General features: G+C 61.1%; 25 protein-coding genes and 4 pseudogenes. 16 read left to right on the top strand and 13 right to left on the bottom strand.

Annotated elements, in window-relative coordinates:
* Window positions 1-6 precede the first annotated feature (6 nt).
* On the bottom strand, window positions 7-990 hold the full coding sequence (locus JHW44_RS14815; RefSeq protein ID WP_143811476.1) for a peptidase dimerization domain-containing protein: 984 nt from the start codon (window positions 988-990) through the stop codon (window positions 7-9).
* On the opposite strand from JHW44_RS14815, the gene JHW44_RS14810 reads away from it, so the two are divergent.
* Together JHW44_RS14810 and argE are read left to right on the top strand one after the other, a co-directional pair.
* Window positions 971-1609: a LysR substrate-binding domain-containing protein gene (locus JHW44_RS14810; protein ID WP_089345518.1), complete on the top strand. Its 639-nt coding sequence runs from the start codon at window positions 971-973 to the stop codon at window positions 1607-1609. The genes JHW44_RS14815 and JHW44_RS14810 overlap by 20 nt on opposite strands.
* Before the next feature lie 8 nt (window positions 1610-1617).
* Window positions 1618-2787 (top strand): acetylornithine deacetylase, encoded by a 1170-nt coding sequence (argE, locus tag JHW44_RS14805; protein ID WP_089345519.1) that lies wholly within the window; start codon window positions 1618-1620, stop codon window positions 2785-2787.
* Between the two features lie 60 nt (window positions 2788-2847).
* Here the strand turns inward: argE and JHW44_RS14800 are convergent, their stop codons facing one another.
* Entirely contained in the window at window positions 2848-5613 is a 2766-nt protein-coding gene (locus JHW44_RS14800; protein ID WP_089345520.1) for an AAA family ATPase, read from the bottom strand.
* A gap of 743 nt (window positions 5614-6356) precedes the next feature.
* Between JHW44_RS14800 and JHW44_RS14795 the strand changes: the two genes are divergently transcribed.
* The 5 genes and pseudogenes from JHW44_RS14795 to JHW44_RS14775 all read left to right on the top strand — a co-directional run bounded on the left by JHW44_RS14795 (window position 6357) and on the right by JHW44_RS14775 (window position 10465).
* Window positions 6357-6701: a hypothetical protein gene (locus tag JHW44_RS14795; RefSeq protein ID WP_143811477.1), complete on the top strand. Its 345-nt coding sequence runs from the start codon at window positions 6357-6359 to the stop codon at window positions 6699-6701.
* 94 nt (window positions 6702-6795) lie between these two features.
* On the top strand, window positions 6796-8355 hold the full coding sequence (locus JHW44_RS14790) for a serine hydrolase (protein WP_089345522.1): 1560 nt from the start codon (window positions 6796-6798) through the stop codon (window positions 8353-8355).
* A 194-nt stretch (window positions 8356-8549) separates the two neighbouring features.
* Window positions 8550-9221, top strand: a complete 672-nt coding sequence (locus tag JHW44_RS14785) for a ZinT family metal-binding protein (protein ID WP_089345523.1) — start codon at window positions 8550-8552, stop codon at window positions 9219-9221.
* 58 nt (window positions 9222-9279) lie between these two features.
* Window positions 9280-10211 (top strand): annotated as a pseudogene (locus JHW44_RS14780) (GTP-binding protein).
* Window positions 10208-10465 (top strand): DUF6525 family protein, encoded by a 258-nt coding sequence (locus JHW44_RS14775; RefSeq protein ID WP_089345524.1) that lies wholly within the window; start codon window positions 10208-10210, stop codon window positions 10463-10465. Before JHW44_RS14780 ends, JHW44_RS14775 begins: the two are co-directional and overlap by 4 nt.
* 98 nt (window positions 10466-10563) lie before the next feature.
* On the opposite strand, the gene JHW44_RS14770 is transcribed toward JHW44_RS14775, so the two are convergent.
* The 6 genes and pseudogenes from JHW44_RS14770 to JHW44_RS14745 form a co-directional block, all read right to left on the bottom strand.
* Window positions 10564-11013: a hypothetical protein gene (locus JHW44_RS14770; protein WP_089345525.1), complete on the bottom strand. Its 450-nt coding sequence runs from the start codon at window positions 11011-11013 to the stop codon at window positions 10564-10566.
* Window positions 11014-11094: 81 nt separating this feature from the next.
* Window positions 11095-11882: pseudogene (locus JHW44_RS14765) on the bottom strand (heme ABC transporter ATP-binding protein).
* Window positions 11879-12949 carry a FecCD family ABC transporter permease gene (locus JHW44_RS14760; protein WP_089345542.1) on the bottom strand — a complete coding sequence of 357 codons (1071 nt, stop codon included), beginning with the start codon at window positions 12947-12949 and terminating at the stop codon, window positions 11879-11881. Before JHW44_RS14760 ends, JHW44_RS14765 begins: the two are co-directional and overlap by 4 nt.
* Entirely contained in the window at window positions 12936-13796 is an 861-nt protein-coding gene (locus JHW44_RS14755) for a heme/hemin ABC transporter substrate-binding protein (RefSeq protein ID WP_089345543.1), read from the bottom strand. Before JHW44_RS14755 ends, JHW44_RS14760 begins: the two co-directional genes overlap by 14 nt.
* The gene (locus tag JHW44_RS14750) at window positions 13796-14143 is read right to left on the bottom strand and encodes a ChuX/HutX family heme-like substrate-binding protein (protein WP_245847350.1); all 348 of its coding nucleotides are present in this window, start codon (window positions 14141-14143) and stop codon (window positions 13796-13798) included. Before JHW44_RS14750 ends, JHW44_RS14755 begins: the two co-directional genes overlap by 1 nt.
* Window positions 14140-14547, bottom strand: coding sequence for a ChuX/HutX family heme-like substrate-binding protein (locus tag JHW44_RS14745; protein ID WP_245847352.1), 408 nt, complete (start codon window positions 14545-14547; stop codon window positions 14140-14142). Before JHW44_RS14745 ends, JHW44_RS14750 begins: the two co-directional genes overlap by 4 nt.
* A 6-nt stretch (window positions 14548-14553) precedes the next feature.
* Here JHW44_RS14745 and JHW44_RS14740 point away from each other — a divergent pair, with 6 nt between their 5' ends.
* The gene (locus JHW44_RS14740; protein WP_089345526.1) at window positions 14554-15528 is read left to right on the top strand and encodes a TonB-dependent receptor domain-containing protein; all 975 of its coding nucleotides are present in this window, start codon (window positions 14554-14556) and stop codon (window positions 15526-15528) included.
* A gap of 61 nt (window positions 15529-15589) precedes the next feature.
* On the opposite strand, the gene JHW44_RS14735 is transcribed toward JHW44_RS14740, so the two are convergent.
* Complete coding sequence (locus JHW44_RS14735; protein ID WP_218822605.1) at window positions 15590-15685, bottom strand: spore coat protein U domain-containing protein; 96 nt, start codon at window positions 15683-15685, stop codon at window positions 15590-15592.
* A 292-nt stretch (window positions 15686-15977) separates the two neighbouring features.
* Here JHW44_RS14735 and gdhA point away from each other — a divergent pair, with 292 nt between their 5' ends.
* The 3 genes from gdhA to JHW44_RS14720 all read left to right on the top strand — a co-directional run bounded on the left by gdhA (window position 15978) and on the right by JHW44_RS14720 (window position 20617).
* Window positions 15978-17327: an NADP-specific glutamate dehydrogenase gene (gene gdhA, locus JHW44_RS14730; RefSeq protein ID WP_089345527.1), complete on the top strand. Its 1350-nt coding sequence runs from the start codon at window positions 15978-15980 to the stop codon at window positions 17325-17327.
* Window positions 17328-17561: 234 nt separating this feature from the next.
* On the top strand, window positions 17562-19835 hold the full coding sequence (locus JHW44_RS14725; RefSeq protein ID WP_179217775.1) for a VWA domain-containing protein: 2274 nt from the start codon (window positions 17562-17564) through the stop codon (window positions 19833-19835).
* Window positions 19832-20617 (top strand): SH3 domain-containing protein, encoded by a 786-nt coding sequence (locus JHW44_RS14720; RefSeq protein ID WP_179217776.1) that lies wholly within the window; start codon window positions 19832-19834, stop codon window positions 20615-20617. The genes JHW44_RS14725 and JHW44_RS14720 overlap by 4 nt, the downstream gene beginning before the upstream one ends.
* 73 nt (window positions 20618-20690) lie before the next feature.
* On the opposite strand, the gene JHW44_RS14715 is transcribed toward JHW44_RS14720, so the two are convergent.
* Window positions 20691-22421: a cation:proton antiporter gene (locus JHW44_RS14715; protein ID WP_218822606.1), complete on the bottom strand. Its 1731-nt coding sequence runs from the start codon at window positions 22419-22421 to the stop codon at window positions 20691-20693.
* 8 nt (window positions 22422-22429) lie between these two features.
* Window positions 22430-22675, bottom strand: a complete 246-nt coding sequence (locus tag JHW44_RS14710; protein ID WP_089345530.1) for a helix-turn-helix domain-containing protein — start codon at window positions 22673-22675, stop codon at window positions 22430-22432.
* Window positions 22676-22808: 133 nt separating this feature from the next.
* On the opposite strand from JHW44_RS14710, the gene JHW44_RS14705 reads away from it, so the two are divergent.
* From JHW44_RS14705 to JHW44_RS14695, 3 genes are all read left to right on the top strand, one after another.
* A complete protein-coding gene (locus JHW44_RS14705; protein WP_089345531.1) occupies window positions 22809-23672 on the top strand; it encodes a universal stress protein in 864 nt (287 codons plus the stop codon).
* Window positions 23673-23719: 47 nt separating this feature from the next.
* Window positions 23720-23884, top strand: coding sequence for a ferritin family protein (locus JHW44_RS14700; protein WP_143811480.1), 165 nt, complete (start codon window positions 23720-23722; stop codon window positions 23882-23884).
* Window positions 23885-23996: 112 nt separating this feature from the next.
* Window positions 23997-24146, top strand: coding sequence for a hypothetical protein (locus JHW44_RS14695; RefSeq protein WP_179217777.1), 150 nt, complete (start codon window positions 23997-23999; stop codon window positions 24144-24146).
* Between the two features lie 7 nt (window positions 24147-24153).
* Here the strand turns inward: JHW44_RS14695 and JHW44_RS14690 are convergent, their stop codons facing one another.
* Window positions 24154-24294, bottom strand: coding sequence for an AraC family transcriptional regulator (locus JHW44_RS14690; RefSeq protein ID WP_143811481.1), 141 nt, complete (start codon window positions 24292-24294; stop codon window positions 24154-24156).
* Between the two features lie 733 nt (window positions 24295-25027).
* Between JHW44_RS14690 and JHW44_RS14685 the strand changes: the two genes are divergently transcribed.
* Entirely contained in the window at window positions 25028-25762 is a 735-nt protein-coding gene (locus JHW44_RS14685) for a 16S rRNA pseudouridine(516) synthase (protein WP_089345532.1), read from the top strand.
* A gap of 62 nt (window positions 25763-25824) precedes the next feature.
* On the opposite strand, the pseudogene JHW44_RS14680 reads toward JHW44_RS14685, so the two are convergent.
* Window positions 25825-26050: pseudogene (locus tag JHW44_RS14680) on the bottom strand (ABC transporter permease subunit); the annotation flags it as partial.
* Window positions 26051-26165: 115 nt separating this feature from the next.
* On the opposite strand from JHW44_RS14680, the pseudogene JHW44_RS14675 reads away from it, so the two are divergent.
* A pseudogene (locus tag JHW44_RS14675) lies at window positions 26166-26489 on the top strand (ATP-binding cassette domain-containing protein); the annotation flags it as partial.
* Window positions 26490-26539 lie beyond the last annotated feature (50 nt).

Raw genomic sequence — 26539 nt, 5'->3', positions numbered from 1 at the left:
GGACAGTTACAGATCGCCGACTGGGGGTGTCGTCTCTGGCGGGATCGGGCAGCTATAGGGATAGTCGGCAAGATGTTCGGCCAGGGCCTGTTTGGCCGAGGCGATCAAATTGGGATCCACCAGCGCAGCCCGCGCCGTCGCCGCCATCACCTTGGCTGCGTGCAACATACCCTTATGCGCAGCGGGTGCCATGCCCTGGGCCGTTTGCTGCCAGGTATGCAGCGCCGTGCCGATGGCACAGGTTGCCACACGGGCTTGAACAGTAGGAACCACCCAGCTGACGTCTCCGACATCGGTTGACCCCATCCCACCCATGAAGGGCCGGTCGAGCGGGGCAATAAAATTGCACAGCGGCAGGTCATAATCGGGCTTCATCGCCAGACGCTGGAACGTGTCGGCAATGTCTTCACGCGCCAGGGTCTGACGGATCTGATCGGCGAATTCCGCGTCCTGCTCGTCAAAGGGCACCGGGCCAAGCGCATCGAACTCGGCCTGCATGGCCAGCGAGAGCGGACGGTTCCCGATCAGATTCGACACAGCCGAAAAAACCTTCGAGGTCACGGCGGTTCCCGACATCAGCGCCGCGCCATCAGCGATCTTGCGCACGCGTTCGACCAGAGATTGCAGGCCTTGCAGGTCTGGGCTGCGGATCAGCTGGCGCACGGTCGCCTTGGCCTGCACCACATTGGGCGCGATACCACCGGCATCCAGATAGGCGTAATGCACGCGTGCCCCATCCGGCATATGTTCGCGCAGATAGTTGACGCCGATATTCATCAGCTCGACCGAATCCAGTGCCGACCGCCCCAGTTCGGGCGCACCCGCCGCATGAGAGGCCTTGCCGGTAAAGGTGAAATCGATCCGCGTATTGGCCAGCGAGCGCATGTCATCCACGGCATTGAAGCTGGCCGGATGCCAGGTGATCGCAATATCCACGTCATCGAACTGACCGTCGCGCACCATATAGGTCTTGGCCGCGCCGCCGACCATCGCGCATCGCTTTCTGCCAAGCCGGATCGCAAGCTTCAGAAAGCTGAATCCCGATCTGCGGATCAGCTTTGACGTGCTGGCCAGCGACAGTCTGCTGACCGGAATTGCCGAAGGTCGTTTCGATCTGGGCATGACCGACAGCAGCGTTTCCCATGAAGGCATAAGAACCGAAGCATTGCTGGAAACACAGGCAATCTGCGTCCTTCACAGGCAACATCGGCTTGCATCCCGCGATGAGATTCGGGTTGAAGACCTGCATGGCGAGGATTTCATCGCGCTGTCGCGGCGCCATTCCAGTCGCGCGGCAATTGACCGTTTGCTGGCCCGCGAGGGTATCCTGCCCAATCGCGTTCTGGAAAGCTCGACCAATGTTTCAGTGATCGAATTCGTGCGCGAGGGGCTGGGTCTGGCATTGCTCAACCCGTTTCCGCTGATCCATCAGATCGGACCCGAGATCGTCATGCGGCCCTTTTTGCCCATGCTTGGCTATCGCACCGATTTTGTCCTGCCCTCCAGTCGCGCCCCATCGGCTGCGACGATGGCTTTCATGCAGGCCGTGCGGAACAGTTTCGACCGCACCGCCTATCCGACCTCCACGCTGCCACCCGATACAAAATAGGAAATTCGATGCAGGACCTGTCGAGCCGAGAAATTTTAGCGCAGTTGGTCGCCTTTGATACGACCAGCTACAAGTCGAATCTGGGTTTGGTCGAACATGTTCGTGCCTATCTGGCCTCATATGGCGTGGAGAGCCGCCTGGTGATGGATGCGATGGGGCAGAAGGCCAATCTGTGGGCCACAATCGGCCCTGCCGACAAACCGGGTGTGATCCTGTCGGGTCATACCGACACGGTGCCGGTTGATGGTCAGGACTGGAGCACGGATCCTTTCACGCTGACCGCCCGCGATGACCGTCTTTACGGGCGCGGGTCCTGTGACATGAAAGGCTTTCTTGCCTGCTGCCTTGCCGCTGTTCCCGCGCTGGTTTCGCGCGATCTGGCGCGTCCGGTGCATCTGGCCTTTTCCTATGACGAAGAGGTCGGCTGTGTCGGCGTGATCGGCCTGCTTGAAATGTTGCAGACCGAGGAAACCCACCCGTTGATGTGCATTGTCGGAGAGCCGACGCTGATGAAGGTCGTGACCGGGCACAAGGCCAAACGCTCGATGCGGGTCACGGTCACTGGACGGGGATGCCATTCCTCGCTGGCTCCGCAGGGCGTGAATGCTGTCGATTACGCCGCGCGGCTGATTGTCCGGATGCAGGATATTGCCAGCCGTCTGGCCTTGGCGGGTGGGCAGGATCTTGATTACGATATCCCCCACAGCACTGCGCATACGGGTGTTGTCAAAGGTGGCACGGCACTGAACATCGTGCCGGACAGCTGTGTATTTGACTGTGAGTTCCGCGTCTTGCCCAACGAAGACGCCGATACGCTGGTGCAGGAATTGCGCGACTACGCGGATGAACTTGTGCCGCAGATGCAGCGGATTGCACCAGAAGCCGGCATCGAGATCGAGGTTTTCGCCCAGTTTCCGGGGCTGGATACCGCGCCCGATGCTGATGTGGTGGCCCTGACAAAGCGGCTGACCGGCAATAACGGCCATTCCAAGGTGGCTTTCGGCACCGAGGGCGGACGTTTCAGCGAATTGCTTGGCGTGCCGACGGTGATCTGCGGGCCGGGCTCGATCTCTCAGGCACATAAGCCCGACGAGTTTGTCGCGCAGTCTCAGCTGGATCTTTGCGATGAGTTTCTGGCGCAGCGGTCGGAATGGGTCGCGTCACCGCCTGCATCGTGAAATTCAGGGACAGTTTCGGATCACTGCCATGCCCCGCGGATCATGGCGCACCCCACGACCCTATCCCCCGGAGTTCATCCTGATCCGGTCCTGCAACTCCCGTGCGCGGCGCTCACAAAGGCCCGCACGTTGGCGGCGGGCCAGCGCGAGTGCGCGTCCAAGGGGCAGGGAAATATTTCGCATTCGGCCGATCCGAATCGAAAGAGAGGCCCAGAGGAGGTATATTTCCGGCTCGTACCAGCGCTCGCCGGTTTGCCGGGCCAGTTGCAAGGCCGTCCATAGCGCCTTCAACCCTTCGGCGGGCTGGCCGCAATGTCCCGCAGCTTCCGCATAAAGTGCCAGCCCATAAGGCCGCGTCAGTTGCACATCCATCGCCTCATAGGCATCCAGACCTTCGCAGATCTGCTGCAGAGCCGAATGGTCCCCAAGGACCACCTTCGCCCAACCTGCCAGCATTTGGCCATATGGAAGCCAATACGGGATCTCGGCGGTTTCACAGACCGAGATCAGGGAATTGGCCCGTTCCAGCACCAGCTCGGGCGCGCCACGCTCCCGCGCGATCAGCGCACCCGCCCAAAGCATCTGCGCCTGACTGAAGGGCTGATCGAGCCTGTGCGCCAGCTTCATGCCCTCTGCAAAATGCTGTTCGGCAGCCTCACCCTGCCCCAGCAGTTGAAGGACACAGGCGGCATATTGACGGCACACGATCCCCGGATCCTCGCCAAAAAGAACTGCGGCATCTGTGCGGTTGCGGGCGTCATATGTATCGCAAACTGCGGCAATATGGGGCAGACAGGCCATGAGGTCGCCGCCGAAGAAGCTTGTCTGCCCCGCCGCATTTTGCGCCACCATCGCATAGCTTGCAGGCGCATTTCCGGTCAGTTCATGAAGAACCTTGGCCAGTTTCCATGCCGCGGCCAGATCCGCCCTGGAGATGTGGTGATTCCACAACCCGGCCAGCGCGGGCACGATGGTCGCCGGTTCACTCGCCTGTTCTGCCAGCGTTGCGGCGCGCTCGCACACCTCTCTCAGCTCCAGCGTGGTAAAGCTGTCGCCCACGATCAGTGCCGCAGCCAGCCCCAGAAGCGCCCGACACTCGGCCCCACGCGTTTCAGGGTCGGGGTCGCAGGCCGCAAAGGACTTCAAGGCCCGTCTGAACTGCCCTGCCGCATCATTCGCCGCCCCGCGTTTCAGGGCTGTCAGCCCCGAAAGGCCGCGATAGATGGCCGCACGGCGATGGTCGGCGGCGCGTTCGAAATGGTTCGCAAGGACAGGGGCCATTTCGGCTGCCTGTGCCTTGAACGCAGTTTCCAGACGGCTGCCGATCCGTTCATGCAGTCCCTGCCGATTGGCAGCAGGAATGCCCTCATAAAGGGCCTCGCGATAAAGCGCGTGGCGAAAGACGTAACCCGTGGCCTCGCTACCGTCCGGCCATCCCACGATTCCGGACCGCTCAAGGAAGCGCCCGGAACTTGCAAGCCGGTCCAGCATCCTTTCGGTTTCCTCGACCCCGATCCGGCCATCATTCAGCATCGGCGCAGAAAAGCGGTTGCTCGCGACGCTTGCAATCTCGAGTATCAGCCTTTCGTCCGGATTCAGCCTGCCGATTTCGTCGGCGATGAAGCTTTGAACGCTGCGGGTGACTGACGACATCAATCTGTCCAGATCGCCCTCCGGCGCCCATTGATCCCGCTCCGGCTTCAGCACCCCCTCGCGATGCCATTGTTCGACGACGGCATCCACCAGAATTGCATGCCCTTCCGTTCTGCGTGTCAGCTCGCGCGCAAGCGACGGTGGCAGATTGCTGTCGGGAAAGCGCCGGTTCAGAAGTTCGGTGACGGCGCCATGGTCAAGCCCGTCCAGCGCCAGCAGGGAAAAGCCGGGCATGCGCTTGAGATGGTGAATCGTTGTTTTCAGATCGCCGCCATTGTCCAGTTCATCAAAACGGTAGGTTCCGATGACAAGGATTCTGGCGGGCGCACGGCTTTGTGCCCAGAACAACAGCCAGGCCAGCGTGCTCTGATCGGCCCAATGCAGATCCTCAAGAATGATCACACCGGGCTGCTGTTGCGAAAGACGCTCTGCAAATGCCGTGAACTCTCGCAGCATCGAATCCGGCGCTGTCTCGACCAGCGTCACGGGTTGGGCTGCAAGGGCGGGCGCGGCACGCAGTTCCGGCAGCAATTCTTTCCATGAGGGCGCGACAGTTTCAAGCAGCCGCAGAACCGGTTTCCGGGTGGATCCTCCGGTGGCAAGCTGGGACAGGATTGCGATCAACGGACCGTATGGCTCGCGCGCGCCCGGATGGGGAATGCAATGCGCACCGGCAGTCCAGAAAGACGCCCCCGGCGACAATGTGGCTGCGAAAGCCTCGAGCAGCCTTGATTTCCCTGATCCGGCCTCTCCCGAGACAAGCGTCACGGCGCGCTTGCCGGAACGGGCCATCAGGGCTGAATCGGCAAGCATGGCCAGTTCGGCCGCTCGCCCGACGCAGAGCGGAGCCGGGCCAGAGTCATCCCTGCCGGAGTTCAACAGATCAATCCTGCCGACCAGTCGATACCCCCGACGGCCTACGGTCTCGATGAACCGCGGGGAACCGGGGGTATCGTCAAGAAGGCGTCTCAGCTCGCGAATGCACTGCTTTGGCCCGGTTTCGCGCCCATGCTGCTGTCCCCAGACGGCGTTTCTCAGGTCGTTCTGGCTGACGACTTCATTCCTGCGCGCGTGCAGTTCCACAAGGACCGCAAGGGTCTTGGGGCGCAAACGCATTGCCACCCCATCGCGCAGCAATTCGCCGCGAGAAATATCAAGTTCGACCTTGGGCACGAAAACGCATGTTCCAATATGTTATATGCGCAGAACTGGTGGCGCGTGGACCGGCGGCGGTTTCAATTTGTTCGAGGCCATGGCGGAACTCAACCCCGTGCAAACTTGGCCCGACAGCGCCTTCTGCTGCGATATTCGGACAAATGTTCATCATCATACCATCCATGTGTTTCACTGGCCTCGGGATGGCTTATACCATTTTTGCACCATTGCCGCCTTTGTTTAGTGCCTCGATCCCCCTAAGACCGTTTTGGGAGAGTTTGTTCCCGCATCTGCAACCGAAAAGGGGAATGGCTTATATTGGCAGCGTTTTTTACGAGTGGCCCGCTGATGGCGCGGAGCTTGAGGTTATTTCGGTTTCTGCCGCTGTCGGCCCGCTTGTCGTCCCCCGCGGCATCTGCCGTCAATTCTGTCGTAGATGTGAATCGGACCCTTGCCATGCCGGCATCGGGTGTCTTGCGTGATGCGCCGCGTTCTGCGGCTGTCGTCGCCAAGCTCGATTCAGTGGTCAAAGCCGCACTCCCTCTGGCCGCCGCGCTGGACGTCTTAATTTGCGTCCATCCGCGCGGCGGTTAAGGAAAACCCGGCGATGACCTGGCCAATCCCCACAACCGGCACCCAAGCGCGACCGGGCATGCAGATGCAAATCCGGGCCGTCACCAAGACCGGGCACTGTCGAGATCACCAGTTCCATCCCCCGGATCAGGCAACGCCTTGCGCCCTCTATCAACCGGCTGACCGCCATGCGCCCGATCCCTATCAAGGAAGCTGAGCGAATCCTGCCGCTCATGAGCGATCTGGGCGGTTTGCAGATCGAAGGCACTCTTTTGCGACCAGAGGTGCCGACAGGTGGCGGCGGGTTGCGGTTATCGGTCGAGTTCGACCGCTCCAGCGCCGGTGTCGGTCCGGGCATTTCGCATGCTGCCATTGGCACCGCGCGATATCTGTGGCGCACATCCGGCGAATATGCCTCGACCCCGCTTCCGGGCTCGGTCCAGCTTTCTCTGGGCGGCGCCCCCTGGCATCGACCCGAGAATGCCGAAGATCCCGGCACGCGGATGTTTTTCAGGCCGGGTCTGGCTTTCTGATGGCTGCGGATCAAGATGTGCCTGACCAGAATAGCCCGCGTCCGGCTGTTGGTGTGGCGCTCCCGAAGTCCCGAGAATGATCGAAAGGTTTCACATGTCTCTCTTCCATCTTACCCGTCGGCGCTTTCTGGCTTCCGCCTCGATGACCGCGCTGGCCATGCCAGCCCTTGCCGAGGAATTGCCGCCCTCCAGAACGCCGGGAATCGAGGTTCCACCTGATCAGATAACCGATGCCATTCAGGCGCTTGACGGGATCGTGGAAGATATCAGGACCCACAGCGGCGTTCCCGGCATTGCGGTCGCCGTCGTTCATCGGGGTGAGACCGTCTATGCAAAAGGCTTCGGCACGCGCGGTGACAAGAGCAATCAGCCCGTCGATACCGATACGGTGTTCCAGCTGGCCTCGCTGTCCAAATCGGTCGGCGCAACTGTCGTGGCAAGGCAGGTTTCGCGCGGCATCGTCTCGTGGGACAGCCGAATGCAGGACCTTCTGCCATGGTTCAGCCTGTCTGATCCGGCCATCACCGAACGGCTGACAGTGGGGGACCTCTACAGCCACCGATCCGGGCTGCCGGGCCACGCGGGTGACGATCTTGAGGATATGGGATTTGACCGGCGGACGATCCTCGAACGCCTGCGTCTGCAACCACTAAACCCGTTCCGCAGCAGCTATGCCTATACGAATTTCGGCCTTACAGCCGCCGCCGAAGCGGTTTCCGTCGCTTCGGGGACCGATTGGGCAAGCCTGGCCGATGAAGCCCTGTTCCAGCCTCTGGGCATGACCAGCACAAGCGCGCGTTTCGATGATTACATGGCACGGGACAACCGCGCCCTGCCCCATGCCAGATTTGGAGACCATTTCGAACCACGCTATCAGCGCCAGCCCGACGCCCAGTCTCCGGCCGGCGGAGTCAGTTCATCGGTCAATGACATGGCCCGTTGGATGAAGATGGTTCTGGCCGATGGTGGCGAACTCATTTCCCCCAAGGCATTGCAGCCGGCCATCAGCCCGCAAAGCTTCTCCAGACGCCCCGAGCTCCCTGATGAGCGCGGTGGTTTCTACGGCTATGGTTTCAATGTCGGCACCGATCCTTCGGGCCGGGTCATCCTCAGCCATTCGGGCGCCTTCCTTCTTGGTGCCGGAACCTCTTTTGCGCTGATCCCCTCGCTGGATATCGGGATCGTGGTGCTGTCCAATGCCGCGCCCGTCGGAGCGGTCGAATCCATTGGCACCTCGTTCACGGACATGGTGCAATATGGCCGCATCACGCGCGACTGGTTCACCGGCTATGAAAGCCGTTTCCAGGCTTTCTACACGCCGGTCGGCATCACGGTCGGGCAACAGCCCCCTGCCGATGCCGCGCCTGCCCCGGCCCCCGGTTACTGCCTGGGCCAATATGGCCATCCCTATTTCGGCACGATCGAACTGCGCGAAGAGGACGGCGGATTGGTCCTGCATGTCGGCCCCAAGGCTCTGGCTTTCCCGCTGCAGCCATGGGACGGCAACACGATGGTTTTTGATATCACCAATGAAAACGCGGTCGAGGGCTCGCGCTCGACCGCGACATTCTCCGGGACTTCAGATCGGGCCGACGCACTGGAAATCGAGCTGTTCACGCTGAACGGACCTGCCCGCTTCGAACGGCGGGCATAACCGGTCGATAGCGTTCCGACAGAGTGTCAGCTTGTCGGAACGCAACTCCATCAACATAAGTCGCCTGACGCGATCAGGCTGTCCGCGCAAAATGGCGGTTGTCGAGGCCGGGACGATCCGTTATCGGGCTTGTCAGTTATGTTATATCATAACCGCCTAGATAACCGCCGACCCGGTAAAGATGGAGACCCAAGATGCAACTTCCCGTCGCAAGGCAGATCAGCGCCCTCACCTTTGGCGCATTGCTAGCCCTATCCGCCCCTGCCCTGGCCCAAACCGCATCCCATGACGGGCAGCACAAGGCCCATGACCACACAGATGATCATGGCGCGAAAGAGATCTACAAAGGCTATTTCGACGACGACCAGATCAAGGCCCGCCCGCTGTCGGACTGGGCAGGGGATTGGCAGTCGGTCTATCCGCTTTTGCTGGATGGCAGTCTGGATGGCGTGATGCAGCACAAGGCGGAACATGGCGAAAAGACCGCCGAGGAATATACCGCCTATTACACCACCGGCTATGCCACGGATGTGGACCGAATCCTTATCGAGGGCGACAAGGTCACTTTCTTCCGCGATGGTGGTGCCGTTCAGGCCAGCTATGCCGATGACGGCCATGAAGTGCTGACCTACAAGGCGGGCAATCGCGGCGTGCGATTCATCTTCAAGAAGGTCGAGGGCGACGCGGCGGCGCCGGGCTTCATCCAGTTCAGCGACCACCGGATCGCACCAGCCAAGGCCGATCACTACCACATCTATTGGGGCGACGACCGCGCAGCCCTGCTGGAGGAAGTGACCAACTGGCCGACCTATTTCCCCTCCAGCCTCGGCAGTGAAGAAATCGCCGCGGACATGATGGCGCATTGACTCTGTCGCGCGCCTGTCCGAGATGATCCGTTCCGACAACACAAGGCAAAGACCCGGAATGAATAAGAAAGATACACGTCTGCGCGTCACCGTCCTTTCGGGTTTTCTCGGTGCAGGCAAGACCACGCTTCTCAACAAAACCCTGAACAATCGCGATGGCCGTCGAGTTGCGGTCATCGTGAATGACATGTCCGAAGTGAATATCGATGCCGACCTGATCCGGGAAGGTGTGCCGGTCTGAGCCACAGCGAAGAAAAGCTGGTCGAAATGACAAATGGCTGTATCTGCTGCACCCTGCGCGATGATCTGCTGCAAGAGGTGCGGCGGCTGGCCAATGAGGAGCGGTTTGACTATCTGCTGATTGAATCAACCGGCGTATCGGAACCCTTGCCGGTCGCGGCAACCTTCGATTTTCGCGATGAATATGGCGACAGCCTGTCAGATGTCGCGCGGCTGGACACCATGGTGACGGTCGTGGATACGGTGAACCTGCTGGGCGATTACGCCAGCCATGATTTCCTGAAGGATCACGGTCAGGAAATCGGCAGCGACGACCAGCGGACCTTGGTGGATTTGCTGGTGGATCAGATCGAATTTGCCGATGTCGTCATTCTGAACGGCCCGCTGCCCGGCGTTTTGCGCGCCAAGGGACATTTCTGGATTGCGACACGCCCCGACTGGCTGGCCGAATTCTCATTGGCCGGTGCGATCAGCAGCGTGCGCCCATTGGGGCGCTGGTGGGCCAGCGTGCCCGAAGAGAGGCGCCCCGATCATCCCGAGGCAAGGGCCTATCTGGCGCGCCACTGGCAAGAACCATTCGGCGACCGCCGACAAGAGCTGGTCTTTATCGGCGCCGGGATGGACAAATCGGCAATCATCTCTGCGCTGGATGGCGCACTGATCAAGCCAACGCAGCGACTTGCGCCTGAGGAATGGGCCGGGATGGCTGATCCCTTCCCTGAATGGCAGGACGATCCACGGGCCGCATGATGGCGCGTATCCATCAGCAAGGAAACACGCGCAGCAACCTGAAGCGGCGCAGCAGAACCGTCGACCCGATGACAGCCTATGACCGACTGCCACCGGATCTGCGCGCATGGCTGATGCATTCTGCCCTGCTGTGGTCTGCGCAATCCGCCCTGCGCCTGTGGCGCAAATATCTGCGCATGACCGGAGGAGATCTGGAGGAAGCCAGACATCACCTGACACGGGTCGAGCGCGAGACGCTGAAACGGGATGTCTGAACGGGGATGGCGAAATCCCGAATACCAGACTTTCCCGCGGACGACTGTCATGCAGTCTGGCCCGTCTTGGCCGACGGGCCGGGTCTGATGCAGATGGATCAACCGGCCTGCGCGGGAACAAGCCGTGCCAGCTCTTGCATCTGGCTCAGGAAGGCGCGGGTATCTCCGCCCTCGCAAAGGATCATCGCATTTGCATGAGCCATCGTTTTCTGCTGCTGCACCACGGCCCGAAACACCGCGACGAACAGGCGTTCTTCCGGTGTCAGCCGGCTCTGGCATCGCGGGCAGAACGGGTTGGCATAAATGAAACAGCTGCTGCGAGCGCGTCGCATGGCATTGATGACCAGCATGAGGCGCAGCGGGACCACCGAATTCAATCTGTCAGGATCGACCTCCAGCGCCTGTTCCAGTGACATCGGGTCATGCGCGGTGGTCGCAAGGCCGTGAAAGATGCGGCGCGCGATGCGCAAGATCTCGACCTCGGTCCGATCAAGGTTTTCCAGCCTGTGGCCCCGGCTTTGACGATTGCGGATGATGCGGTTCAACATGGTTGCCCTCTTGATAGATCCGGCGGGCTGTCATCGGCTGGCCATGGAATTCAATTTGTGAAAGCCTGGCAATGACGATCCCTATGCGCCAACAGCCTGAGGCAGCATCCAGACCCCGTCATCGGGGGCATGGTTGATCCGCAGGTTGCAGCCATAGGCCTGGGACAGATGTTCATTGGTCATCACCCGTTCCGGCCTGCCTTCTGCGGTCACGCGGCCTTGATGCATCAGCACGACATGGTCGGCAAACATGGCCGTCAGGTTCAGATCATGCATGACCGCGACGACCCCGCCACCAGATGCCGCGTAATTGGCGGCGATCCGCATGACGGTCATCTGATGCGCGATATCGAGGCTGCTGACAGGTTCGTCCAGAAACAGCCAGCAAGGCCCCTGTTGCGTCATTGGATGCCAGACCTGCACCAAAGCGCGCGCCAGCTGGACGCGCTGCTGCTCGCCCCCCGACATCTGTTGATACATCTCGCCTCCGCGTCCCGGCAAACCGACCTTCGAAAGGGCGGCGGCGATCAGGGCGGCACGCTCTGCCCTGCCCACAGGACGGGTCGCGAACCCGATGCTGACGATCTCGGATGCCGTGAAAGGGAAGGACAGCGTGCTGTGCTGTGGCAGGACCGCACGCATCGCGGCCAGTCATGCGCCTGACAGGATGCGATATCGACGCGGTTCAGCGTGACACCCCCGCGTCGCGGCGCGACATCTCCGGTCAGGCTGCGCAACAGAGTGGTCTTGCCCGACCCGTTCGGGCCGATAATGACGGTGAAGCACCCCGCCGCGGCGGTCAGCCCGACCTGATGCAGGATCTGTCTGCGTCCAAGCCAGAGGTCGATATTCTCGGCTACAAGCTTCATTCGTCCAGCGTCCTGCGATTTGACAACAGCACCCACATGAAGAACGGCCCGCCGATCATTGCGGTGACGATGCCAATGGGCAATTCGGCCGGAGCAACCACGCTGCGGCTGATCATGTCCGCCCCGATCAGAACGGTGGCGCCCAACAGCGCCGCATTCACCAGCAGCCAGCGGTGATCAGGGCCGGAAATCAGCCGCAGCAGATGCGGCACCACGATACCGACAAAACCTATCCCGCCGGAAATGGCGACCGAAGCACCGGTCGCGCACGCAGCGGACAGAATGGCGACAGCCTTGATGCGCTGGACATTGATGCCGACATGGGCCGCCGAAGCCTCGCCCAGGGCAAGCCCGTTCAGACCGCGTGCAAGAAAGGGCGCGGCCGCCAGCCCGGCGATGATCAGCGGCGCGGCGGCAGCCAGTTTCGGCCAGCTGCTGCCCGCCAGAGATCCCAGCCCCCAGAAGGTCAGATCGCGCAACTGGTCGTCATCGGCGTGAAACACGATCAACCCCGAGAGCGCGCCAATCATCGCCGCCAGAGCGATCCCGGCCAGCAGCATGGTCGCAATCGAGGTGCGCCCCCTGCGCGTGGCGATGGCGTAAAGCGTGATCATCGAAACCCACCCCCCGGCAAAGGCGGCAATCGGAACCATATGCCAGCCCATCGCCGCAGCCATGGTTGCGGGCAGCATACCGCCCAGCACGATGGCCGCGATGGCACCCAGCCCTGCTCCGGCGCTGACGCCCAGCAGACCGGGATCGGCCAGCGGATTGCGAAACAGCCCCTGCATGATCGCGCCGGACATGGCCAGGGACGCGCCGACCAGAAGACCTGTCAGCAGGCGCGGCAGGCGAATTTGCAGAACCACGATACGGTCGGCCTGCGTGACCTCATGCCCGGTCATGATCTTGCCGAGGACCTCCCATGCCGGGGTTCCCGCAGCGCCATGGTCCAGCGCCAGCGCAGCCACGACAAGCAGCAACGCGGCCAGTCCGATCGCTGCGCCCCTGCCCCTGCGACTGCGGTCTCCGGCAATTGGCGCGTGCGGAACGTCAATCGCGACCATGAGCTTCACCATAGATGGCATCATGCAGATCGCGGGCAGCCTTGCCGGTCCGCGGACCGAAACCCAGAAGATAAAGCCCATCCATCCGGATCACGCGGCCGTCCCGGGCCGCCGGTGTCGGGGCAAGTGCCGGCAGGGAAAACAGCTGGTCATCGGGTGCGCCATGGCTGGCGCTCGCCTCGCCACGCAGCATCATCAGAATGACATCGGGCGCCGCAGCGAGGATGGCCTCATCGGTAACGGGCTTATAACCTTCGAATGCGTCAATGGCATTGATCGCCCCGGCAAGGTTGATCATTGCATCCGCCTCGGTCCCGGTGCCCGAGGCCATGATCCGGCCCCCCTGAACCGACAGAATGAACATCACGCGTGCGGGATCCTGCCTCTGCGCGACCTCGGCGGCGGCCTGCAGATCCGCGCGCAGCTTGGCCACAGGCTCAGAAGCCGCTTCCGGGACGCCAAGCGCCTCGGCCACGGCCTCGATCTTGGCGGCCAGCCCATCGGCATCGGTCCCGCCCGGAATGGTCTCATAGGGAATCCCGCTGTCACGCAGCAACGCGACAACCTCGGGGGGACCGGCACCTTCTTCGGCCAGGATCAGGTCCGGCTCGACAGACAACACCCCTTCGGCAGACAGCGCGCGGATATAGCCGACATCGGGCAACGCCTCGACCGAGGGCGGAAAGCTTGACGTGCTGTCGCGCGCAACCAGGCGGTCCTGCTGACCAAGCACATGAACGATCTCTGTGACCGCGCCGCCGATGGACAGAACGCGCCCTGCCTCGGGATGTTGATCGGCAAGCACCGGCCCGGCGATCACCGACAGACCAAAGATCAGACGCAGCATCATGCGCCTTCTTCTCCGGGCAATTCCGCCACAAGTGAGGCCCATGCCTCGGGATCACCGTTCCTTTCCTGCCGCATCCCGAAGCATTGGAAAATCAGTTCTCCATCGGAATCAAACGCTTCGACCGACAGCGCCGGACCGCGACGGGTGGGCTTCTCTACCGCCCGGATCTCGGCCAGATGGTCGCCGCACAGATGGAGGTTGAAACCTTCATCCAGCACATTGAGCCACGGCCCCATCTGGCGCAGATCCTTCATCGGACCTGAGTGGACCTCGATGCAGCTCCTGTTGCCAACGAAGAACATCACCTGCATGTCGCGGTCGCGGATGGCCTCGAACATCATCATGACCGAAGACACCGCCAGCAGGCGGACCAGGGGCGCGCCCGCCGCACGATTGGCCCCAGCCGGTTCATCTTGAGCCGGTGGACCAGCCTGTCGAATTGATGCGTGTCCGTCATCCGCGCCCATTCCTGGCGCAGGGTCGAAATGTTGTCTTCGACGATGCGCGCGCCCTCGGGGGCGGGACGAGGGGCGAAATCGGACAGGCCCTGCTGGTCGGGCAGCGCAAGCTCGGCGGTCACGGCGGCAAATGCGGCAAGGTCAGTGCTTTCGCGCAGATGAACTTTGTGAACGGCCACGCCCGCGGCGTCGAAAACCTGGATCGAGCGGTGCCCGTCGATATCGACGGCAAAGGCATGGACCCAATGGCGCGTTAACATCCGCATGTCGATTTCGGGGTCGAGGGTCATCGCGGCATGTTCACCGTCTTGAAACCGGGTGTAGCGGCCGATCTGTCGGGTGCGGCCTATAGCCTTTTCCTGTCCGTGGGGGCCGAGACCTTCAGGCAGGATCGCAGCAGCACCGCCATTTCAACCTCGCACCCCGAGGGATATACCCGTTCGGCGGCTGTCTTTCCGTGGTCCGAACTTGAATGGAACCGCTGGACCATCAATTCGGGCCTGCGCTACGAACGCCAGCGGACCGAGCCCAAGGACAGCGTCACGATCAGCGATGAACGCGTCGATTCCGAGTCCATCGAACCGCAGATTTCGGTTCTTTGTCGACTGAATGAGCGCTGGTCGGCCTTTGGGTCGGTCGCATTCGTCAACCGCATGCCTGCTGTGGACGAGTTGTATGACGGTTTCGCGGGCGGCGCGGCATCGCTGGACCTGAAGGACGAACAGGACAAGAATGTCGAGATCGGCCTGTCCCATAAATCGACAGCTTTGCTGCGCGCGGATGACGAGCTGACGGTGAAGATGACACTGTTTCGCAACCACATCAACGACATGATCGTGCGCACGAACCTGCCCGCGCCCAGCCCCAGCTATACCAATATCGACAAGGCCTATCTGCGCGGTGGCGAGCTGGAGGCCAGCTATCTGGCGGGCGACTGGCAATTCGGGGCAGCCGTATCGGTGGTTGATGGCGATGATCAGGATGGCGATATTCTGGACACCCGGCCAAACGACAGGGTCGTGCTGACAGCGGCATGGCAGGCCAGCGCGGCCTGGAAACTGGGCATGCCCAGCATTCTGGCCGCTGGCCGCGACAAGCCCGATGGAACACATCGCGGAGGCTATGGTGTCCACGACATCCATGCGACCTACAGCCCGCAGCAAGGAGCGCTGGAAGGGGTCGAGCTGCAGGTGGGCATCGATAATGTGACCGACCGCGACTATGTTCCGGCGACTTATATCAGCGGTCCCGCGCCGGGGCGCAACTTCTGAATCTGTCGCCCGGCGGCCCGATGGTGGCCGGGCGGTCACCAAGACCAGGTATCGCGCCGCTTCAATAGGTGATCGCAACGACCACCGTATCGAAATAGTTGCCGGGCGGCGGTGTGGTCTGTGCGGGGACGTGACCATGAACAGTAAAGCTCTGCACAGAACCCACCCGGCCGAGGTATAGGCCGCGCCCTCGCTGCGACCAACCGTGCCGGTCAGGGACAGCGACGGGTAAAGCGCCGCCTCCGCCAAGCAGAAAGGCAAACCCGAATTTTTTCGGGCAGCTCGGGTAATCTTCCCGTCATGTGACGGCACCCGCAACGCCATTCATGACACAAATTATCAACTAATAATGCTTTTTCCCGAGGCAGGGCTTGTGCCTGGCGGCCAATTTTGCTGATAAATTACGCACCTTGCACAAAGCGTGGCCGTCTTGAAAGGAAATTGCCCGTATGAGCAGCATAGATGAGAAGTTGCAGCCCGTTTTTGATCAGGTTCTGCAACGTAATGTCGGCGAAACCGAGTTCCATCAGGCGGTCAAGGAGGTTCTCGAGAGCCTTGGCCGTGTGGTTGCCAAGCATCCGCAATATCTTGACGATGCGCTGATCGAGAGGATTTGTGAGCCGGAACGCCAGATCATCTTTCGCATCCCCTGGGTAGATGACCGGGGTCAGGTCCAGATCAACCGAGGATTTCGGGTCCAGTTCAACTCGGCCCTAGGCCCGTACAAGGGCGGTATCCGCTTTCACCCCTCTGTGAATATCGGGATCATCAAGTTTCTGGGTTTCGAACAGATATTCAAGAACGCCCTGACCGGGCTGCCCATCGGTGGCGGCAAAGGCGGATCGGATTTCGACCCCAAGGGCCGCTCGGACGCCGAGATCATGCGGTTCTGCCAGTCACTTATGACCGAACTGCATCGCCATATCGGTGAATACACCGACGTTCCCGCCGGAGATATCGGCGTCGGTGCGCGCGAAATCGGCTATATGTTCGGTCAGTACAAACGCCTGACCAACCGCTATGAGGCTGGCGTGCTGACAGGGAAAGGCCTGACCTATGGCGGATCCCGCGCCCGGACCGAGGCCACGGGCTATGGCAATGCCTATTTCATTCAGGCCATGCTGGCCACCAAATCGACGGATTTCGAAGACAAGCGGGTCGTCGTCTCGGGTTCGGGGAATGTGGCGCTTTACAGCATCCAGAAGGTCAAGGAGTTCGGTGCAAAGGTCGTCGCATGTTCGGATTCCAGCGGATATATTGTCGATGACAATGGCATTGACTGGGCCCTTCTGAGAGAGATCAAGGAAGTCAAACGGCTGCGTGTTTCCGAATATGCGCGCGCCAAAGGCAACGGGGTCCATTTCGTTTCCACGGGGTCAGTCTGGGATGTGCCATGTGACATCGCCATGCCTTCGGCGACCCAGAACGAACTTTCCGGCAAGGATGCCGCGACACTGATCAAGAACGGAGTCATTGCGGTAGGCGAAGGTGCAAACATGCCATGCACGCCCGAAGCCATCCGCGCCTTTCAGGAGGCAGGCGTCATGTTTGCGCCCGGCAAGGCGGCCAATGCGGGAGGTGTGGCAACATCGGCGCTGGAAATGCAGCAGAACGCGTCGCGTGACAGCTGGACATTTGCACAGACCGAGGCCCGGCTTGCCTCGATCATGCAGGGCATCCATGACACCTGTGCAGAAACCGCGGATGAATACGGTGCGCCCGGCAATTATGTTCTGGGTGCCAATATCGCCGGATTCGTCAAGGTTGCCGAGGCCATGCGTTCCTTCGGAGTGATCTGATCCGGGAATATCCCGTGCGCCCGCCAAAGCCACAGCGTGGCAGGGCGGCCGGCGCGCGGGATCATGTCCTGCCGGTGGAATCTGTCCTTGCACCGCGCGAAAGCAGCGGATGCGACCTGTGCCACGATCAGATTGCCGGTGACAGGGCGCCACACATTGTTGCTATGATAAGATATTGTCCTGCGGGACCATATCGGAGCGCTTTCAACAGGATGGCGCATGGAGGGACGAAACATGAAACCGATCGCATCAAAACTTGCAACCATGGCAATTTTTGGCGCCATCGCTTGCGCGACATCGGCGCAGGCTGCGGATGACGTGGTGATAGTCTATGATGGCTCGGGCTCCATGTGGGGCCAGATCGATGGCAGGTCCAAGGTCGAAATTGCGCGCGAGGTGCTGGCCGATCTGGTCAAGGATTGGGACGCCGGGACCAATCTGGGCCTTGTTGCCTATGGCCACCGCAGCCAGGGCGATTGCACCGATATCGAAACCCTGATTCCGCCCGGTCCGGTAAACCGGGACAGCTTTATTGCCACCGTCAACGCGATCAAACCGGTCGGCAAGACGCCGATTTCCGCATCGGTGGAACATGCCGCCAATCTGCTGTCCTATCGCGACAATCCTGCGACCGTCGTGCTGATTTCCGATGGGGTCGAGACCTGCAATGCCGACCCCTGCGCATTGTCGGCGCAGCTTGCCAAACAGGGCGTGAAATTTACCGCGCATGTTGTCGGCTTTGATCTGGACGACGCCGCACAAGCCAGCCTGGCCTGCATCGCCGAAAATACCGGCGGGGTGTTTGTTCCGGCAGGCAATGCGGATGAACTCCAGGATGCTTTGGATCAGGTCCAAACTGCGATGGACGCGCCCCCTGCCCCACCCGAACCCGAGCCAGCCATGCCGCAGGTCATCGTCACCGCCCCCGCCGAGGTCCCCACCGGCGCCAGATTCGACATCTCATGGGATCGCACGGTCAACCCGGCGGATTACATCACCATCGTCCCAGCCGATGCCGATGAAGGCACCCGGCACAATCACATCCGCGCCCGCGACGACCTTGAAGGCGCACTGACTGCTCCGGCCGAGCCGGGCCTCTATGAAGTCCGCTATGTGCTGGATGAGGGCAACAAGACCATCGGCTCCGCACCGGTCGAACTCGTCGAGGCAGGCGTGACAGTGACCGCTCCCGCCGAGGTCCCCACCGGCTCCAAATTCGACATCTCATGGGATCGCACGGTCAACCCGGCGGATTACATCACCATCGTCCCAGCCGGTGCCGATGAAGGCACCCGGCACAATCACATCCGCGCCCGCGACGACCTTGAAGGCGCACTGACTGCTCCGGCCGAGCCGGGCCTCTATGAAGTCCGCTATGTGCTGGATGAGGGCAACAAGACAATCGGCTCCGCACCGGTCGAACTCGTCGAGGCAGGCGTGACAGTGACCGCCCCCGCCGAGGTCCCCACCGGCGCCAAATTCGACATCTCATGGGATCGCACGGTCAACCCGGCGGACTACATCACCATCGTCCCCGCCGATGCCGATGAAGGCACGCGACACAATCATATCCGCGCCCGCGACGACCTTGAAGGCGCACTGACCGCACCGGCCGAGCCGGGCCTCTATGAAGTCCGCTATGTGCTGGATGAGGGCAACAAGACAATCGGCTCCGCACCGGTCGAACTCGTCGAGGCAGGCGTGACAGTGACCGCCCCCGCCGAGGTCCCCACCGGCGCCAAATTCGACATCTCATGGGATCGCACGGTCAACCCGGCGGACTACATCACCATCGTCCCCGCCGATGCCGATGAAGGCACGCGACACAATCATATCCGCGCCCGCGACGACCTTGAAGGCGCACTGACCGCACCGGCCGAGCCGGGCCTCTATGAAGTCCGCTATGTGCTGGATGAGGGCAACAAGACCATCGGCTCCGCATCGGTCGAACTCGTCGAGCCCGAAATGGGCATTTCCGGTCCAGGCACGGCGCGGGCTGGAACGCAGATCGATATCGTCTGGTCATCCATCATCAACGCCAGCGACTTTGTAACCATCGTCCCGGCGGGGGCGGATGAAGGCACGCGGCACACCCATCTGCGGGTGCGCGACAAGACCGAGGGCCGGCTGACCGCCCCTGTGGAAACAGGCCTTTACGAGATCCGCTATGTGCTGGACGAGGGCAATAAAACCTTGGCCAGCGCGTCATTGGAGGTTGTGGAAGCGGATGCGCCGCTTGATGAGGGTGCCGGGTTGTCGGCGCCTGAAACTGCGGCTCCGGGAGAAACGATCACCGTGACCTGGACCGGGAAAGGCGACGGTGCCGACCAACGGATCGCGCTTGCCCGCAAGGATCAGCCGGATTTCAGCTGGATCACCACACAGAAGATCGGCGAGGCAAAGAGCATCGAGATGAACATGCCTGATGAGGCCGGGCTCTACGAGATCCGCTTTCTGGATATCTCGGGCCGCAAGCTTCTGGGCCGCTTTGTGGTCGAGGTGAAATGATGCGCCGTCTCATGACCGGTCTGGCGCTGTCCGGCGCCGCTGTTCTTGCCGCGCCGATGGCAAGGGCCGAGATCGATGGTCACGGGCCGGATGCATGGCGCGTGACCGGCGTGGCCAGGGATGATGTGCTGAACATGCGCATGGGGCCGGGCACCGAATATCTGGTGATCGACAGCCTGCCGCCCGATGCGCGCGGGCTGGAGCAGATCACCTGCGTGCCGCTGCTGATCCCCTCGATCTATCATCGCCTGACCGACCCGCAGCGCGAGAACCTGCCGCCGCGATGGTGCCTGATGCGCAGCTCTGATTTCAGCAAGGCAGGCTGGGTCGCGCAACGTTTCCTGATGGAGGACGGGCTTGAAGAGATTCAGCCCGACGCGGATGGAGCGGCTGTCGAGACAGGGCCGGGCGACGCCATGATCAATGACGCGGCCCGTCTGGTGGGCGATCTTTATGCCGCGTTTGAAACACAGCGCAGCGCGGAGGAAAACCCGTTCGGGCCGACCCTTGCGCCGGATTATTTCTTTGCCGGGATGGTTCCCGAACTGGCAGGACACGGGGCGGATATCCTCTACGGCGCACAGGATTTTCAGGGCGAGATCACCCGTATCGCGCCCGACCCTGATCAGCCCATGCTGCAGGGGATGATCACCGTCAATGCGGATTTCACCAATTTCGGACAGCCAAATCGCGCCATCTTTCGGTTGCGTGCCGACAGCGCCCAGCCCGGCGCGCCGCTGCGCATCTTTGACATCGAGATCAACGGTCAAGGCTTGCCGTGATGATTGATCTCGGTCCCGGCATTTCACTGCATTGCCGGGACCGAACAGCCCCTGCCGCCTGCCCGATGCGCGGCTATGAAACCTGCTGCTCTTCCGTCCCGATTATCGGAATTTCGGTGCGCTCTTCCTCGGCACCACCGCAAAGCATGTCCACGGCGCGATCGGCAGCGTCCTGAAACGGCTCCAGAACCAGATCAGCGCCCGACGCGAACAATTCTTCGGTGTCCCGAGGATGATGCGATGCCACGGCGATCCGTCCGCAAAAGCCGGTGGAATTGCGGGCCAGTTGCAGCAATGTCATGCGTGTGTCTTCATAGCTCAGCCCGGTGGGGTGGATCGGCACCGTCGAGACAATCCATTGCGCGCGCCCCATGGGCAGCTCTGCCAGAAATTCCGGGTCGGTGGCGTCACCGAATTCGGTCTCAAGCCCCAGTTCACGCCAGCGTCGTATCGCCAGGGGGTTGAAATCGACCCCCAGCACCCGGACGCCCCGCTTTTTCAGCCGCATGCCAATGGCAGTGCCGAACCGGCCCAGACCAAAGATGATCACCTTGAAACTGTCATCATGATGCGCCCCCGCATCCGAAGGCTCGCGCGGGGTGCCCTTTCGCTCGAACAGGGACAGTAGCGGCTCGAACAAGGCGTAAAGCCGGTGTGAATAGGTGATCATATAGGTGGATGCGGCAATCGTGACCAGGCCGACCATGGTCACAAGGCCAAGCGCGTCCTCCTGCACATGACCAAGTGAAACGCCCATGGCAATGAAGATCAGAGAGAATTCGCTGATCTGCGCGACGGTCAGCCCGGCAAGAAAGCCGGTGCGTTTGCGATAGCCTAGCGAACCCATGATCATCAGCACGATCAACGGGTTTCCGATCAGCACGAAGAGCGAAAAGATGATCGCCCCGGTGACATGCGCGCCCAGCAATGACAGATCAAGCGCCGAACCCAGCGCAATGAAGAAAAACAGCAGCAGGAAATCGCGCAGCGGCGCAAGACGCGCGGCGATCGTTTCGCGATAGGGGGTCGAGGCCAGCGAGACGCCCGCAAGCAGGCCGCCCACCTCTTTGCCAAGCCCGACCAGATCCCCGACCGCGGCGAATATCGCCGCCTGCGCGATGGCGAATATCACCAGAAGCTCGGGCGCGCGTGCCAGTCTTTCGGTCAACGGATTGGCGACATAGCGAACGAACAGGATCACCAGCGCCACCATGGCCACGCCCGAGGCAAGAACGCTCAGCACGGAACCACTGCCATGCCCGCCGCTTTCGGTGACAGCGCCAATGCCAATGGCCGACAGAACGATCATCGCCAGAACCACGACAAGATCCTGCACGATCAGGAATCCCAGCGCGATCTGCCCATGCAACGAGTCGATTTCCCGTTTGTCGGACAGAAGCTTCACGACAATGATCGTCGAAGAAAAGGTCAGCGCGACTGCGACATAAATGCTGGTCGTGCTGCCCAGACCCAGCGCAAGGCCGATCAGATATCCAAAGATCGATGTAAAGGCCACCTGCCCCAACCCGGTCAGCAATGACACCGCCCCCAGTGAGCGGATCAGCTTCACATCCAGCTTGATCCCGACAAGGAAAAGCAACACGGCGATGCCGAGCTCGGACAGCAGGCTGATCTCTTCGGTCGAGCGCACCACATTGAGCACCGACGGCCCCGCAATCAGACCGACCGCGATGAAACTGACGATCAGTGGCTGGCGCAGGATGATCCCAAGGAAACCGATCACCGCAGCCATGACCAGCAAAGCCGCGATTTCGCCAAAGGCGGATTGAACGAAAACTTCCATGGATCTTCCTATTCCCCACTTTCCTGCCCGTCGGACGCCTCTGGCCGCTTGCCTGTCGTGGCACGAGTTTGGTCAGCCGGCTGCGTGGCGTGACGTGCCAGAAAAATGTCGAGATCCTCCGAGCCGATCCGCCAGCCCTTGCCGATATCGATCGCGCGCAGCTCGCCATCCTTGATCCAGCGCCGGACCATCATCTCGCTGACCTTCAGCAGCTCGGCGACCTCCTTGACGGTGTGATATTGATCGCTTGGCATTTTGACGCCTTTTCACCACATTTGGTATATTATAGCGTATTATAATGCGATTTATCTGCCGCAGACATGTTTTGATGCGTTCTGGTGATGATTTTGTTGCCCAGCTGCGCGCGTCGTTGAAGGATCGGAAGCAATGAAGGAAATCATGGTTGCCACGGACTTCTCCGAACGGTCGGACAGGGCGCTGAGGCGCGCAACATTGCTTGCCCGGCAATTCGGGGCCGCAATCTCGCTTGTCCATGTCGTCGATGACGACCAGCCGCGCCGGATTATCGAGGCCAGAAGCAGCGAGGCTGTTGCATTGCTTCAGCAGACGGCAGCCACGCTGGGAAAAATCGATGGCGTGACCTGTAAGACGCGGGTCATTCTGGCCTCGCCCTTCGCAGGGATACTTCAGGCAATTGAAGAGTCAGATCCCGATTTGCTGGTGATCGGCCCGCATCGGCGCAAGATGCTGAAGGATGTTTTCATCGGCACCACTGCCGAGCGGACAATTCGGCTGGCCAGCTGCCCCGTTCTGATGGTGAACGCCTATCCCGCCGGAAATTATCGCCATGTCCTGCAGACAACCGACCTTTCGGACAGTTCGGGCGAGGCGCTGCAACGCGTCGCACGCCTTGGGATCGTCACCGACGCAAGCAACACATTGCTTCATGTCTTTGATGCCCCGGCGCTGCGCCTTGTCATGTCGCATACGGTGCCAAAGGAGGACCGGCAACATTATCTGGCCGGCGAACACAAGACGGCGCTGCGAAATCTGACCGAATTCATGAGCAAGGCAAAGCTGGGCAATATCGTGCCTCTGGCCCGGCAGAATGCGGCCCCCGCGCATCATGAGATCCTGAAGGTGGCAGAAACGGAAAAGGCCGATCTCATCGTGATGTCGACCCATGGGCGAAGCGGTCTCGCAAAGCTGTTGATCGGCAGTGTGACCGAACATATCCTGCGGACATCGCAGCTTGATGTCCTTGCAGTCCCACCCCGACGCGGCAAATAGCAGAATGGACCGGCAGCAGATCGAAACCCGCGCAATCAGGCGATGACATGCGGACCAAGCTCATCGCCGGGCAAGAGGCCCTGACTATGGTGTTGCACAATGCCATCGAAACCGCCGAGTATGCCGGTGACGGGGTCAGCGCCGGCATACTGACCGACCGGTTGGAATGGCACGAAAAGGAACTCTGGATGATGAAAGCCACTATTATCTGAGTCAGACGAACAGGCACCGGACCGGGCCGCAGAATGCGAGTCCACCGTGGCCCGACACCGGGCAGAGAATATCCACTGAAAAATCGCACCATCGCGCAGCGCATATCGGGCCTTGCGCGATGCACGGGATGCGACCCTGCCACTGCCCAAGCTCATGTTGGCGGCGCTTGAGGTGAATATTCGCGGCGGGCGTATTCCAGAAAGCGAAGACAACGGACGATCCTATCTGATGGTGCCGATGAACTATTTCCAGAGCCGTTGAAGCCGGATCACGAGCGGTGGCGCCATTCTTCTGGCGCCATCCCGCTTCGACGGCGAAAGGCCGCAACAAAGGCCGACGGAGCGGAATAGCCCAGCCAGATCGCCAGCTCGGAGCTGCTGTGCCCGATCTGCAACCCCTCGATCGCCATGACGAACCATCCGCGCCAATCGTCAGCGCCAGCGCAAAGCCTCGGGGATCGTCACGGCACCAGGCCATGTTGAAGGCAATCCTGCTATGCACCTTGCTGTTTTGGTCTACCGATCAGCAGCATCGGATCAACGCAGCCTGGATTGGTCTCGGGGCCCCTTTGCTGGTGCTGATCCCGCTGGACTTCCTGTGTTGGCGCGTGCTGGAGGTGATATGAACAGGAGATCTGTCGCCAAGTCTTGCTGGCCGCGCTTTCAAGGCCGGAATAAAGTTTTCACTTGTCGTGGCAGTCGACTGACAAAACAGTCAATGATGTCAAGGACAGCCTGCTGTTGAGCTTCGATGCCATGTCCGGCGGCGGCAGCACGATCCCGTTGAATGCATCCCTGACCTATCTTGCCGATGGCTGGAAATCCGGCTGGCTGGGCTGACGAGCCACCCTGGAGCTTTGAGGCCGATGCAAGCAAGGACGGCGTTCCTGCCCCCATGCTGTCCTCCTCGGATGTCGAGCTGTTGATGGGGTGCGGCGTCGAAAACCTTGCACGCAGCCGCTTTCCAGGGATTGAAAACCCCTCGATCATGGCGCAACCAATATCGGCTGATGCAGGCCCTTGAAATCAATCACGGTTCTGCCCAGTTCATTCAGCATATTCTGCGCCCTGCCTGCGCTTGCGATTCAGGCTGTGGGCGGACTGCCCTGCGGGCTCTTCGCATGATTTGTGGAACCAAAGGCAATGGCAAGAACTCCCACCTCGCGCATCGACAAGCTGCTGTCTTCGATGGGATATGGCACGCGCAAGGAAATGGCTCGCTTGGCGCGGGCACACCGGATCAGTCTGGATGGTGCTGCCATGCCGGACGCCACCAAACGCATCCCTGTCACCCCCGATCTGTCCAGGCGCATGGTGATCGACGGCGCGCCGCTTGATCCGATTCCGGGCATGGTCATCCTGTTGAACAAGCCTTCGGGCATGATCTGTTCGCGCAAGGAACATGGCGCATTGGTCCATGATCTTCTGCCCGAACGCTGGAAACGGCGCGAACCGCCAATCTCGACCATCGGTCGCCTGGACAAGCAGACCTCCGGTCTTTTGCTGCTGACCGATGATGGCGAGTTGCTGCACCGTGTCACCAGCCCCCGGCGCAATGTCAAAAAGACCTATCGCGCCAGATTGGCCCGCCCGCTGACGGGCCGGGAAGGTTCGTTATTTGCCTCTGGCGATCTGATGCTGAAGGGCGAGGATCGACCGCTTGCCCCGGCCGAGCTGGAAATGATCTCGGAACGGGAGGCGCGGCTGAGCATTACCGAAGGTCGCTATCATCAGGTGCGTCGCATGTTCGCGGCCGCGGGCAACCATGTCGAACAGCTGCACCGCGAATGCGTGGGCGGCCTGTCCCTGCCCGAGGACATGGCGCCCGGTCAGTGGAAGCTGCTGAGCGAAAGAGAGATCGCCCGGATCTTCCGATAATCACCGGGAGCCATGCAGGGCCATCACTGCCCCAATATGTCTTCCAGAGCCTGAAGCATGCGTTCGACACCCGCGCGCACGACCTCGGCCGTGCAAGCGCCCAGCACCAGCGACAGCGCGATGGTCGCCGCGGTGAAAAGAGGAAAAGACGATCCCGGCGAAGGGCAGCGCATAATTGACCAGGATCAGAACCACCAGCACCGGGATCGCCCGCATGATGTCGATGTAATGGATCGCCAGCAGCCGCAGTGGCTTGACCGCGTAAAGCCGGACAAGACAGGTGCTCAGCAATGACGATCTTGAGGCCATGGCACATGCGGTGGCACGTTCGGCACTGACCCCGCGTTCAGGTGACAGCGCCGCATTGTTTCAGGCCGCCGAGGACATCGACCGCATCTGGATCATGGCGGTGCGCAACAAGGAACTGCGCGGCATCGATCTTACCGTGGCACGGGGCGAACGCATCGTCATCGCCGGACCTTCCGGCTCGGGGAAATCCACGCTGATCCGCTGCATCAACCGGCTGGAAACCCATCAGCAGGGTCGGATCGAGGTGGACGGGATCGAACTGAATTCGAGCATGAAGAATATCGGTCAGCTCCGCGCTGAAGTCGGCATGTGCTTTCAGCAGTTCAACCTGTTTCCGCATATGACCATCTTGGAAAACTGCACCCTTGCCCCGATGTCTTTGCGCGGCCTGTCCCGCAGCGAGGCGGATAAAATTGCACCCAAAGCCTTCTTTGGCGCCCCCCAGCATGAACGCACAAGGATGTTTCT

Origin of the sequence: Paracoccus seriniphilus, assembly GCF_028553745.1 — a bacterium.
Classification (GTDB): domain Bacteria; phylum Pseudomonadota; class Alphaproteobacteria; order Rhodobacterales; family Rhodobacteraceae; genus Paracoccus; species Paracoccus seriniphilus.
The sequence above is the reverse complement of the archived record's forward strand: the minus strand, read 5'-3'. Positions and strand labels throughout refer to the sequence as shown.